The 12,155-nt window shown below is 42.4% G+C and carries 10 protein-coding genes and 1 other annotated feature; all 10 genes read right to left on the bottom strand.

Annotated features, from left to right (window positions below; translation table 11 throughout):
* Positions 1 to 572: 572 nt before the first annotated feature.
* Positions 573 to 836 (bottom strand) — a binding site (T-box leader).
* Between the two features lie 47 nt (positions 837 to 883).
* Positions 884 to 2,341: a glutamate--tRNA ligase gene (gene gltX, locus FAY30_RS00520; RefSeq protein WP_149868087.1), complete on the bottom strand. Its 1,458-nt coding sequence runs from the start codon at positions 2,339 to 2,341 to the stop codon at positions 884 to 886.
* Between the two features lie 47 nt (positions 2,342 to 2,388).
* Positions 2,389 to 2,865 (bottom strand): 2-C-methyl-D-erythritol 2,4-cyclodiphosphate synthase, encoded by a 477-nt coding sequence (gene ispF / locus FAY30_RS00515; RefSeq protein ID WP_149868086.1) that lies wholly within the window; start codon positions 2,863 to 2,865, stop codon positions 2,389 to 2,391.
* Complete coding sequence (gene ispD, locus FAY30_RS00510) at positions 2,865 to 3,557, bottom strand: 2-C-methyl-D-erythritol 4-phosphate cytidylyltransferase (RefSeq protein WP_149868085.1); 693 nt, start codon at positions 3,555 to 3,557, stop codon at positions 2,865 to 2,867. Before ispD ends, ispF begins: the two co-directional genes overlap by 1 nt.
* 46 nt (positions 3,558 to 3,603) lie before the next feature.
* On the bottom strand, positions 3,604 to 4,692 hold the full coding sequence (locus tag FAY30_RS00505) for a PIN/TRAM domain-containing protein (protein WP_149868084.1): 1,089 nt from the start codon (positions 4,690 to 4,692) through the stop codon (positions 3,604 to 3,606).
* 204 nt (positions 4,693 to 4,896) lie between these two features.
* Entirely contained in the window at positions 4,897 to 5,970 is a 1,074-nt protein-coding gene (disA, locus tag FAY30_RS00500) for a DNA integrity scanning diadenylate cyclase DisA (protein ID WP_149868083.1), read from the bottom strand.
* 3 nt (positions 5,971 to 5,973) lie between these two features.
* The gene (gene radA / locus FAY30_RS00495) at positions 5,974 to 7,356 is read right to left on the bottom strand and encodes a DNA repair protein RadA (protein WP_149868082.1); all 1,383 of its coding nucleotides are present in this window, start codon (positions 7,354 to 7,356) and stop codon (positions 5,974 to 5,976) included.
* A 117-nt stretch (positions 7,357 to 7,473) separates the two neighbouring features.
* Positions 7,474 to 9,915: an ATP-dependent protease ATP-binding subunit ClpC gene (gene clpC, locus FAY30_RS00490; RefSeq protein WP_149868081.1), complete on the bottom strand. Its 2,442-nt coding sequence runs from the start codon at positions 9,913 to 9,915 to the stop codon at positions 7,474 to 7,476.
* Positions 9,916 to 9,928: 13 nt separating this feature from the next.
* The gene (locus tag FAY30_RS00485; RefSeq protein WP_149868080.1) at positions 9,929 to 11,002 is read right to left on the bottom strand and encodes a protein-arginine kinase McsB; all 1,074 of its coding nucleotides are present in this window, start codon (positions 11,000 to 11,002) and stop codon (positions 9,929 to 9,931) included.
* A gap of 1 nt (position 11,003) precedes the next feature.
* Positions 11,004 to 11,552, bottom strand: coding sequence for a protein-arginine kinase activator protein McsA (locus FAY30_RS00480; RefSeq protein ID WP_149868079.1), 549 nt, complete (start codon positions 11,550 to 11,552; stop codon positions 11,004 to 11,006).
* 25 nt (positions 11,553 to 11,577) lie between these two features.
* Entirely contained in the window at positions 11,578 to 12,039 is a 462-nt protein-coding gene (locus tag FAY30_RS00475; protein WP_149868078.1) for a CtsR family transcriptional regulator, read from the bottom strand.
* Positions 12,040 to 12,155: the final 116 nt, after the last annotated feature.

Raw genomic sequence — 12,155 nt, 5'->3', positions numbered from 1 at the left:
ATTGGACACCCTTTTACCAATTTTTCCGACGGAACGGGCTCCAATAGCCTGGATTGGACACCCTTTTACCAATTTTTCTGGCGGAACGGGCTCCAATAGCCTGGATTGGACACCCTTTTACCAATTTTTCCGACGGAACGGGCTCCAATAGCCTTGATTGGACACCCTTTTACCAATTTTTCTGGTGGAACGGGCTCCAATAGCCTTGATTGGACACCCTTTTACCAATTTTTCTGGCAGAACGGGCTCCAATAGCCTTGATTGGGTACCCTTTTACCAATTTTTCTGGCGGAACGGGCTCCAATAGCCTTGATTGGATACCCTTTTACCAATTTTTCTGGCGGAACGGGCTCCAATAGCCTGGATTCGGTACCCTTTTACCAATTTTTCTGGTGAAACGGGCTCCAATAGCCTTGATTGGACACCCTTTTACCAATTTTTCTGGCGGAACGGGCTCCAATAGCCTGGATCACAGTTATGATGGACTTTTCACATCATGTTTTCCTTCAAAAAGTCCTTCATCACGGCTATGTTGCGACTTTTTGATAAAATAAAAGCGCCTCTGTCATTTCGACAGAGACGCATGATGCGTGGTTCCACTCTGATTAGACCGATTAGCTTCGCGCGCCTTCGTAAAGAATACGGGCATCCTGAGCTAAAAAGTCTCACTCTAACTGTTAACGGAAGGTTCCGCCCATATCTACTAGAAGTTGACTCTTTTCGAAATGGGGCTCAGAGGTGCATTTCAAATCAGGAGGGGCTTAAACCACTTTCAGCCGGTGATGGTTCTCTCTTTCAAGCATCCTTTTTCTACTTTTCCTCTTCTACGCTTTTGCATGTATGAAATTACTTTCTTTTACTATATTACATTTCCTCTTGATTGTTAACCAATAATTTTATGAATTCTTTTTTGAACTTTATTCTTTCCTAGAAGTTCAATCGACTGCGGCAGGTCTGGACCGTGGGTCTGCCCTGTTACTGCGGCACGAATCGGCATAAACAGATTTTTCCCTTTTTGGCCGGTGGTCTTTTGGACTGCCTTCATGGCTGCCTTGATGCCCTCCGCCTTAAAGCTGTCAAGCTGATCCAGTTCAACGGAAAATGCCTTTAACACTTCCGGGACTGTTTCCCCTGCTAAAATTTCCTTCGCGTCTTCTTCGTATTCAGCATCCTCTTTAAAGAACATGTCTGACAGCTCCACGATTTCCGCACCAAAGCTCATTTTTTCTTGTAAAAGTGCTACTAAATCGCGGGCCCATTGATGCTCTTCATCGGTCATATTGGCACTTACACGACCTGCCTTAACTAAATGCGGCAATGAAAGCTCTAGAACGCGCTCAACCTCAATCTTTTTCATGTATTGGTTGTTCATCCAGGTAAGCTTTTGCTTATCAAATAACGCAGGTGATTTAGACAGACGGGCGGCATCAAAGATCTCAATAAATTCCTTCTTAGAGTACAGCTCTTCTTCACCAGCAGGGGACCATCCAAGCAGGGTGATAAAGTTAAACAATGCTTCCGGAAGATAGCCCAATTCCTCATATTGTTCAATAAACTGAATAATTGATTCATCGCGCTTACTTAACTTCTTTCTGCTTTCGTTAACGATTAATGTCATATGTCCAAAAATCGGCGCTTCCCAGCCTAATGCTTCATAGACCATTAATTGCTTTGGTGTATTGGAAATATGATCATCACCGCGCAGAACATGAGAGATTTTCATTAAATAATCGTCAACAGTTACCGCAAAATTATAGGTTGGTGTGCCATCCTTTTTGATGATGACCCAATCGCCCATTCCTTCTGATTCGAAAGAAACCGTTCCTTTTACTAGATCATCAAATGAATAGGTCTTTCCTTCCGGCACAGCAATCCGAATGCTTGGTTTGCGGCCTTCTTGTTCCAGGCTGCAGCGGTCTTCCTCTGTTAAATGACGGCATTTACCGGAATAATGTGGGGTTTCGCCCCGCTCTGTCTGTGCCTCCCGCTCTGCTTCCAGCTCTTCTTCGGTGCAATAGCACGGATAGGCATGCCCCTCGTTTAATAATTGCTTGTAGTAGGTTTCGTAGATCTCATTTCTTTCGGATTGACGGTAGGGGCCATATTCTCCGCCGACATCGACACCTTCATCCCAATCCATTCCAAGCCAGGCTAAATATTTTAATTGACTTTCCTCACCGCCGGCAATGTTCCGCTTCTTATCGGTATCCTCAATTCGAATAATAAATTTTCCGCCTTGGCTGCGAGCAAATAAATAATTGAATAACGCTGTACGGGCATTTCCAATATGTAAATGTCCTGTTGGACTTGGCGCATATCTTACACGAATGTCATTTGACATGATCATGCCTCCATGAATAATTAGTATGTTTTCAACTGATTATTGTATCATTTCTTTTTCAATAAAACTACTACTTGGGAGGCAATGCCTTCTCCTCTGCCGGTGAATCCGAGCTTCTCTGTCGTTGTCGCCTTTACATTGATTTGTTCCGGTTCTGCTTCAAGTAATTCTGCAATCCTTACTCTCATTTGCTCGATATACGGTGCCATTTTTGGCTTTTGTGCAATAATCGTACAATCGGCATTTACAAGTTCGTAGCCCTTATCCTTTACCAGCTGCCAAACATGCTCCATCAGCTTTGCGGAATCTGCATCTTTAAAATTCGGATCAGTATCGGGGAAGTGTCTGCCGATATCCCCTTCTCCAATTGCCCCAAGACAGGCATCCGTAACAGTATGTAATAACACATCGGCATCGGAATGCCCCAATAAACCTTTTTCGTATGGAATTGTAATACCGCCAATAATAAGCGGACGCCCTTCTGTTAATTGATGAACATCAAAGCCCTGCCCAATCCGAAACATTAGCAAAACTCCTTTTCTCTCTTTTTCAAAATAGCTTCAGCAAAGAATAAATCTTCAGGTGTTGTCAATTTGATATTGTCGTAATCGCCTTCTACCACGGAAACAGGAACATTCAGACGCTCTACTAAACTGGAATCATCCGTTCCAAGAAAGTGGTCCCTTTCTGCCTTTTCATAGGCTTCCCGAAGGATGGAAATACGAAAAGCTTGTGGGGTTTGAACAGCCCACAAGCTTGAACGTTCGACAGTTTCCACTACCACACCATCTTGTACTTTTTTCATGGTGTCTTTTGCCGGTACCCCAATAATAGCCGCACCGGTTTCTCTTGCTGTTTCTGTTAAACGGTGGATATGTCCCTTGCGAATAAAAGGACGTGCTGCATCATGAACAAGAACAATCCCATTGGATTCTACTGTTTTGAGGGCATTATAAATGCTGTGCTGTCGTTCATCCCCGCCAGGCACCAAATTCAATACCTTTCTCACGCGGTACTTTCTAAGCAATGCTTTAAATTCCTGTTCGTCCTGAGGATGAATGGCTAGAATAATGCCCTCGCAGTCTTCATCCTCCTCAAATACTCTCAATGTATGGACGAGCACCGGCATTCCTTTCAGCTCTAATAAAAGCTTATTTTTCCCCGCTCGCATTCTTTTCCCCAGGCCAGCCGCCGGAAGAATGACTTGGTAAGTCATAAAAAAACCCCATTCTGTCTATCTATATCTAGTGATCTATGTCCCGTTATAGCGCCTTTTCTAATAATTTGGGCTTGGCAAAGATCATTCTGCCGGCGGATGTCTGAAGTACACTTGTCACCAGTACCTCAATTCGCTTGCCGATATATTCTCTGCCTTCCTCGACAACAATCATGGTTCCATCGTCTAAATAGGCTACACCTTGATGATACTCTTTACCATCCTTAATGACTTGAACCGTTAATTCTTCTCCCGGAAGGACAACCGGCTTCACAGCGTTGGCCAAATCATTAATGTTTAGTACCGTGACATTCTGCAGTTCACACACTTTATTTAAGTTAAAGTCATTCGTAACCAGGATGCCATTTGTTAATTTCGCCAGCTTCACGAGCTTCGAATCGACTTCGCTAATTTCTTCAAAATCACCCTCATATATTTCTACTTTAATCGAGAGTTCCTTTTGAATCCGGTTTAATATATCCAGGCCTCTGCGGCCGCGGTTTCGTTTCAACACATCAGAGGAATCAGCAATGTGCTGTAACTCCTCAAGAACGAACTGAGGAATGACAATGGTCCCCTCCAAAAATCCTGTCTGGCAAATATCGGCTACTCGCCCATCAATAATGACGCTTGTATCCAATATTTTCAATTCCTTACCGGATGTCTTTTCAGCTTCTTCTTCCCCAGCCTTTTTCTTGCTGTTGCGATTACCAAAAAGGTTTAAAAGTTCATCCCGCTTTTTAAATCCGACTTGAAAACCCATGTAGCCAAATAAAAGGGTAAGCAAGATAGGCGCAACGGCATTTAAGATCGGCACCTGAACGGCATTAAGGGCAAAACTGATTAAAAAGGCAACTAGCAACCCGAAAATTAAGCCTACACTGCCAAAAAGCACGTCTGTTACAGGAATTTTCACTAAAGAATCTTCAGCCCATTTAATAAAATTAAAGACATAATCTACTGCCCAAAAGGTAATAAGATAAAAAATAATAGCACCTAAAATAGCAGTGACATATGAATTATTAATCAGTGGAATGTCATTCATGTTAATTAATACGAACAATTCCGGTAATAAAAGTATACCAAGCGTACCGCCCATAATGAGGAAGCAAGCTTGCACAATTCGTTTTAACATTCCTTCACCTCCTCTAATTCATTATAAACATATTCTTAAAATTGAAACCTTGATTTGGTGATTATTTTTCTAAATTGTAAACGATTTGAAATCAAATTGTTATGTTAAATTCTTACTCCTCATAGGGTAGCATTGGAAAAATTCTCTGTCAAACAAATTAAAGTTTTCAATTTTAGCACATGCGAAATGCCTTTTCAACGATTTTTATAAGTGTCGATCAGTATACAGCCTCTCTTTAACTAATTTAAAGCCTTCTTTTATTTTTTTCGCCCGAACTTCGCCAATTCCTTCTACATCATCTAGTTCCTCCACTGTGGCGGGGATAATTTTCGCCAGCACCCCAAATGAACTAATGAGGTTTTCAATAATAACCGAGGGGAGCCGTGGAATCTTATGCAGGATCCGGTAGCCTCTTGGATGTTTATGCTCATCAAGATGAACATAACCTTGATAGCCTAATAATTTTAATAAAACCATATCTTCAATTGTCCCGCTTGCCGTTAATGCTTGCATTCGCTGCAGCACCTCTTTAGCCTTTAAATCCCGTTCGAAGGCATAATCTTTCATAAGCAGCATCGTCTCTTCTTCCAAATCCGTTAAAATTTCATTCATTTGCAGGCGAATAAGACGGCCTTCCGTCCCAAGTTCGTGCAGATAGGTGACTAGTTCGTTTTTAATTTTCAGGACCATTTCAAAGCGGCGGAGGACAAGTAAAACATCATTATATGTAACGGATTCCTCGAACTCTAAGACGCTTAAATTGGTTATACTTTGCTCGAGGACAACTTTATACTTCTCAAGCGTTTGAATAGCTTGATTGGCCTTTGTCAGGATGACCGCAATGTCTTTTAAGGCATAGCGAAAATTCCCCTGATACAAGGTAATCACGTTTCTTCTTTGGGAAATAGCAATCACTAAGGCTTTTGTTTGTTTGGCTACCCGTTCAGCCGTGCGATGCCGCATCCCGGTTTCGGATGCAGCGATTTCTGAATTTGGAACAAGCTGGGCGTTGGCAAAAAGAATCTTGTTTCCTAACTCATTTAAAATGATGGCCCCATCCATTTTTGCCAATTCATATAAAAAGCTTGGCGAAAAGGGGCAATTGATTTCAAAACCGCCATCAACGATCCCTTTCACCTTTTCATTATAGCCAACAACAATGAGTCCACCAGTATTCGCCCGGAGGACATTATCAATTCCCTCCCGGATCGGTGTGCCGGGTGCAATGAACTGCAATACATCACTGACAGATTGTTCACCAAGCTTTTTACTATCCACCTGTTACCCTCCCAACGCTGCTTGGAGTGCCTCACTAACGGATGAAACACCAATGAGTTGAACCCCTTTTGGCCCCGTCCAGCCGCTTAAATTATTTGCCGGTAATATCACGCGCTCAAAGCCTAGTTTTGCGGCCTCTTGGACCCGCTGCTCAATTCTAGATACCCTTCTTACCTCACCGGTTAAACCTACTTCGCCAATAATACAGTCAGTTGGCCTGGTCGGACGGTCCCGGAAACTGGAGGCAATACTGACAGCGATGGCTAAATCAATCGCCGGTTCATCCAACTTAACACCACCGGCCACCTTTAAATAGGCATCTTGATTCGCAAGCAGCATCCCAACCCGCTTTTCTAAGACGGCCATTAAGAGAGGCACACGGTTGTGATCAATTCCTGTCGCCATTCTTCTTGGGTTTCCAAAGCTCGTTGGCGAAATTAATGCTTGGATTTCAACGAGAACCGGACGGGTTCCTTCCATGGAAGCCACGACTGTTGAGCCTGCTGCTCCCCTGGACCGTTCCTCAAGAAAGATTTCTGATGGATTTCCTACTTCCTCAAGGCCAAATTCCTTCATTTCAAAAATACCCATTTCATTCGTGGAACCAAAGCGGTTCTTCACTGCCCGTAAAATACGGTATGTGTGATGTCTTTCCCCTTCAAAATAAAGCACGGTATCCACCATATGCTCAAGCAACCTCGGACCGGCGATCGATCCCTCCTTTGTTACGTGTCCAACAATAAAAATGGCAATCCCTTTTGTCTTACCAATTCTCATTAATTCAGAGGTACATTCACGAACCTGTGACACACTTCCCGGAGCCGATGTCACATCCGGGTGAAAAACAGTTTGGATGGAATCAATAATGACAAAGCTCGGATTGGTGCTGTCAATTGTCCGGTTAATTTCCTCCAAATTTGTTTCTGCATAAACCAATAGATTTTCTGAGGCAATCCCTAATCGTTCCGCCCGAAGCTTTGTCTGGCGTAACGACTCTTCACCAGATATGTATAAAACCTGATTCCCTTTACTTGCAAGCTGTGAAGATACCTGCAGCAGAAGGGTAGATTTCCCAATCCCCGGGTCTCCGCCAATTAATACTAACGAACCCTTTACCACACCGCCGCCCAGAACACGATTTAGCTCATTTAAGTCGGTCTGGATCCTTGGTTCATTTTCCATTTCAATCGAATTAATGGGCATTGGTTTTGCTGCTAGCGTCGATCCCCCCTGAGAATGGGCAAATGCCCCCCTTCTCGTAGCACCCGTTACTTCTACTTCCTCAATCATCTTATTCCATTGTCCGCAGCCTGGGCATTTCCCCATCCACTTTGGCGATTCATACCCGCATTCCTGACACATAAATTTTGTTTTTCGTTTAGCCATCCGACTCTACCTCACTTGCTGACTCTAAAATGAAAAAAGAGGTACACGGGTTGACTTTATTCACGTGTACCTCTTGCCTGTGTTGTTAAACAAGTTTGATTATTGGTTCAAACAAAATTATTTTACTAAGCTTGTTTTTTCGGCCATTCTCACAATAAATTCGCCATTATCTACATCAATTATTGCAAGTTGGCCAGTTAATAGAGTTCCTTTTAATAATTCCTCAGAGAGACGGTCTTCAATATGTTTTTGAATTGCCCGTCTAAGCGGCCTTGCCCCGTATTCAGGGTCGTACCCTTCCTGCGAAATTTTCTCCCTTGCTGCTTCAGTTAATTCCAGTGAAATATCTTGTTCTTTTAAGCGTTTGATTAACTGATCAGATAGCAATGTGACAATTTCATTTAAATGCTTTCTTTCTAACGCATGGAAAACAATAATTTCATCGATTCGATTCAAGAACTCCGGACGGAAGGCTTTCTTTAATTCATCCATCACTTTACCCTTCATATCTTTGTAATCCTGTTCCCCATCTTGAATATTAAAGCCCACATATTTGTTTCGTTTCAGTGCCTCTGCGCCGACATTGGACGTCATAATCAACACCGTGTTCCGGAAATCTACGGTTCTTCCCTTAGAATCCGTTAAACGGCCATCTTCAAGTACTTGGAGCAAAATATTAAATACATCCGGATGTGCCTTTTCAATTTCGTCAAGCAGTATGACAGAGTAAGGTTTTCTCCGGACCTTTTCCGTTAATTGTCCGCCTTCTTCATAGCCGACATATCCTGGAGGTGATCCAACAAGTCTTGATGTGGAATGCTTTTCCATATACTCAGACATATCGATCCGAATCATTGCATCTTCATCGCCAAACATCGCTTCAGCAAGGGCACGGGCTAATTCTGTTTTTCCGACCCCGGTTGGTCCCAGGAAGACAAAGGAACCGATTGGACGTTTTGGATCTTTTAATCCCGCTCTTGCACGGCGGACTGCCTTTGAAACAGCTTTGACTGCTTCCTCTTGACCGATAATCCGAGAATGAAGCACTTCTTCTAAATTAAGTAACTTCGCTGTTTCCGTTTCAGCAAGCTTAGAAACAGGCACTCCGGTCCAGCTGGATACCACGCTTGCGATATCTTCAACCGTTACCTCATTGTTTTCTTTCCCTTGCTTTTCCTTCCACGTCTTCTTCGTTTCTTCAAGCTGCTCGCGAAGACGTTGTTCCGTATCCCTTAAGGAGGCTGCCTTTTCAAATTCTTGACTTTGGACAGCGGCATCCTTTTCTTTTCTTACCTCCTCAAGCTTTACCTCTAATTCCTTTAAGTTTGGAGGAGTGGTATAAGAGCGAAGCCGTACCTTTGATCCTGCTTCATCGATTAGGTCAATCGCTTTATCAGGCAGAAATCTGTCTGAAATATAGCGGTCTGAAAGCTTAACAGCTGCTTTGATCGCCTCATCCGTAATAGAAACACGGTGGTGTGCCTCATAACGGTCACGCAATCCTTCTAAAATTTGTACTGATTCTTCAGCCGTTGGTTCATCGACGCGAATCGGCTGGAAGCGTCGTTCTAACGCTGCATCTTTTTCAATGTATTTACGATATTCATCCAGTGTGGTTGCCCCAATACATTGAAGCTCACCACGGGCAAGCGATGGCTTTAAGATATTGGAGGCATCGATTGCACCCTCCGCGCCGCCTGCGCCAATTAAGGTATGGAGTTCATCAATGAATAAAATGATATTTCCTGCCTGGCGAATTTCATCCATTACTTTCTTCAAGCGGTCCTCGAACTCACCGCGATATTTTGTTCCTGCAACAACAGTGCCCATATCGAGTGTCATGACACGTTTATCACGAAGAATCTCCGGCACTTCATTATTAACAATTTGTTGAGCGAGGCCTTCAGCAATCGCTGTTTTTCCGACTCCAGGTTCACCGATTAATACCGGATTATTTTTAGTTCGACGGCTCAGCACCTCAATGACACGCTGAATTTCTTTACTGCGTCCAATCACAGGATCTAGGCTTCCTTCTCTGGCAATCGACGTTAAGTCTCTTGCAAGACTATCCAATGTCGGCGTATTTGCAGTAGCAGACGCACCACCCTGATGACCGCTTGAATCATTGCTTCCTAATAATTGCAGTACTTGCTGACGTGCTTTATTTAAGCTGACGCCAAGATTATTAAGGACCCTTGCAGCCACTCCTTCTCCCTCGCGGATTAAGCCAAGGAGAATATGCTCTGTACCGACATAGGAATGACCTAATTTTCGCGCCTCATCCATTGATAGTTCAATAACCTTTTTAGCTCTAGGAGTATAGTGAATGGTTTGAGAGGTTTCTTGTCCTTTGCCAATTAGATTTTCAACTTCCTTTTGGATTTTTTCAGAACCTAAACCAAGTCCATAAAGTGCTTTTGCCGCAATTCCTTCACCTTCGCGAACCAGCCCTAACAAAATATGCTCTGTCCCAATGTTGTTATGTCCCAGGCGGATAGCTTCCTCTTGTGCCAAAGCAAGAACCTTTTGTGCTCTTTCGGTAAAACGTCCAAACATCATATTCTCTTCCTCCTCACCTATTATCATTCTCCATTTTTATTCGATCCCTAATTAATGCCGCTCTTCGAATATCCCTTTCATGCGGCCGCAATGGTCCGCCGGCATATTGCTGAAGAAAACCCGGCTGGGTCAAAATCATTAATTCGTTTAATATCGTTTTCGGCATATTTTCGATAAACCCCATATCGATCCCAAGCCTTACATCGGATAAACATCTAGCCGCTTCTTTTGATTCAATAATCCGGCTATTCGTTAAAACTCCTAAGGAGCGATATACCCTGTCTTCTAATTGTATGTTTGAAGTTTTTCGTAATGCTTCACGTGCAGACCTTTCTTGAGAAATTAGCTGGCCTACAACTCCCATCAAATCGCGGCTAATATCCTCTTCTGACTTTCCAAGCGTAATTTGATTGGAAATTTGAAAGATATTACCCAGTGCTTCACTGCCCTCGCCATAGATTCCTCTAACAACGAGCCCTAACTGATGAATGGCCGGAATGATCCGGTTGATTTGCTGTGTTAAGATTAACCCTGGCAAATGCATCATCACGGATGCTCGGAGCCCTGTTCCAACGTTGGTCGGACAGCTGGTTAAATAACCATGCTTCTCATCAAAGGCATATTGAATATTACTTTCCAGCCAATCATCAATTTGATTGGCTGCATCTAATGCTTCAGATAATTGTAAACCAGGGAATAGGCATTGAATCCGAATATGATCTTCCTCATTTATCATAATACTGACTTCTTCATTTTCGGTTAATAAAACAGCACCGTATGGTGAATCTTCAGCCAGTTGCGGACTAATCAGGTGCTTTTCCACTAATACCCTTTTTTGCAGCGGCTGCATTTCATCGATTTTCAGCAATTCCATTTGCCCAAAATTTTGATCAGCAGATTTTCTTAAAATTTCTTCTATATTTACAATAATCATTTTTGCTTCTTCATGTGAAAAAACAGTTGGAAATTTATAGTCTTCAAAGTTCCGCGCTAAACGGATTCGGGAACTAAGAACAATATCCGAATCAGGCCCCTCTTCGCTCATCCAGGAGCTGACGGCAGACCTCAGAAACCGTTCAAGTGACACGTTATTCCCCTCCCTCAACACGATCGGCTAATTTTCTTTCTAATGTGCGTATTTCATCACGAATCTCTGCTGCTTTTTCAAATTCCTCCTGGGAGATGGATTCTCTCAGCTTACCTTTCAGCTCTTCAATCTGTTTTCGAAGTTGAATCCCCCCGCCAATTCTTTTTGGAATTTTACCATTATGTGTCCAGTTTCCACTATGAAGGCGCCTTAAAACTGGCTTTAGCTGGTCTTTAAATGTCTCATAGCAGTGTGCACACCCAAACCTGCCTACTTTTAAGAATTGAGGAAAAGTCATGGAGCAGTACTGGCACTGAAGTATTTCCTCCTGATGGAATGGACTTTGACTTGGATTTTGAAAGGTTGGGTCAATATTTAATAAACCAGCTAACAGATTATTAAAAGCAAATCCCGTTTCTCCACTAAAGATAAACATTTCACCTTTTTCCTGAGCACATTTTTCACAAAGATGCACTTCTGTTTTTTCTCCATTAATAATTTTTGTAAAATGAAGTGCTGCAGGCCTTTGATTGCATTCTTGGCAAATCATCTCTTCACCTCTCCGGCTGCGCAAATTATTTATATTTCAAAGAAGTTAACATTGCTTTTAGCATTCTTGCTCTTAATTCATCTCGGTATGGAAGATCAATATATAAAACGGAACGATCAATAACGCTTAACATAATTTTTGCTTCTCGTTTTGTAATGATCTCCTCTTGAACAAGTCTTACGATAACATCCTCAGCACTTGTTTGACTTATTCGACTTTGAAATAGTGAAAGTAAATGATCGATTAAATGGGCAAAATCGTGGGATTGAACCTTCATAATCCGAATATATCCACCGCCGCCCCGTTTACTCTCAACTATATACCCTCTTTCAATTGTAAAACGAGTATTAATTACATAATTGATTTGTGAGGGAACACATTGAAATTTATCAGCAATCTCACTTCGCTTAATTTCAACAAGGTCCTTCTCGCTCATTTCCAAAACTTGCTTTAGATATTTTTCAATAATATCGGAGATGTTTCTCATCTTCCCACCCCCCATCTTCTGACTTTGACTATATTTGACTTTAATTATACTGAAAATTTTATGTAGATGCAACGATTCACTACTACTGATTTTCTCCAAATTTCACGGTAATGAAA

Source organism: Bacillus sp. S3, from assembly GCF_005154805.1.
In the GTDB taxonomy this organism is placed as follows: Bacteria; Bacillota; Bacilli; order Bacillales; family Cytobacillaceae; genus Neobacillus.
Note: the sequence above shows the minus strand (reverse complement) of the source record. Positions and strands in the feature narration are given on the sequence as shown.

Bases quoted from the DNA above. Each gene is read 5' to 3' on its own strand.
- gltX (WP_149868087.1), bottom strand. From the start codon at position 2,341: ATGTCAAATGACATTCGTGTAAGATATGCGCCAAGTCCAACAGGACAT.
- clpC (WP_149868081.1), bottom strand. From the start codon at position 9,915: ATGATGTTTGGACGTTTTACCGAAAGAGCACAAAAGGTTCTTGCTTTG.
- FAY30_RS00505 (WP_149868084.1), bottom strand. From the start codon at position 4,692: ATGTTAAAACGAATTGTGCAAGCTTGCTTCCTCATTATGGGCGGTACG.
- ispD (WP_149868085.1), bottom strand. From the start codon at position 3,557: ATGACTTACCAAGTCATTCTTCCGGCGGCTGGCCTGGGGAAAAGAATG.
- ispF (WP_149868086.1), bottom strand. From the start codon at position 2,865: ATGTTTCGGATTGGGCAGGGCTTTGATGTTCATCAATTAACAGAAGGG.
- radA (WP_149868082.1), bottom strand. From the start codon at position 7,356: ATGGCTAAACGAAAAACAAAATTTATGTGTCAGGAATGCGGGTATGAA.
- FAY30_RS00480 (WP_149868079.1), bottom strand. From the start codon at position 11,552: ATGATTTGCCAAGAATGCAATCAAAGGCCTGCAGCACTTCATTTTACA.
- FAY30_RS00475 (WP_149868078.1), bottom strand. From the start codon at position 12,039: ATGAGAAACATCTCCGATATTATTGAAAAATATCTAAAGCAAGTTTTG.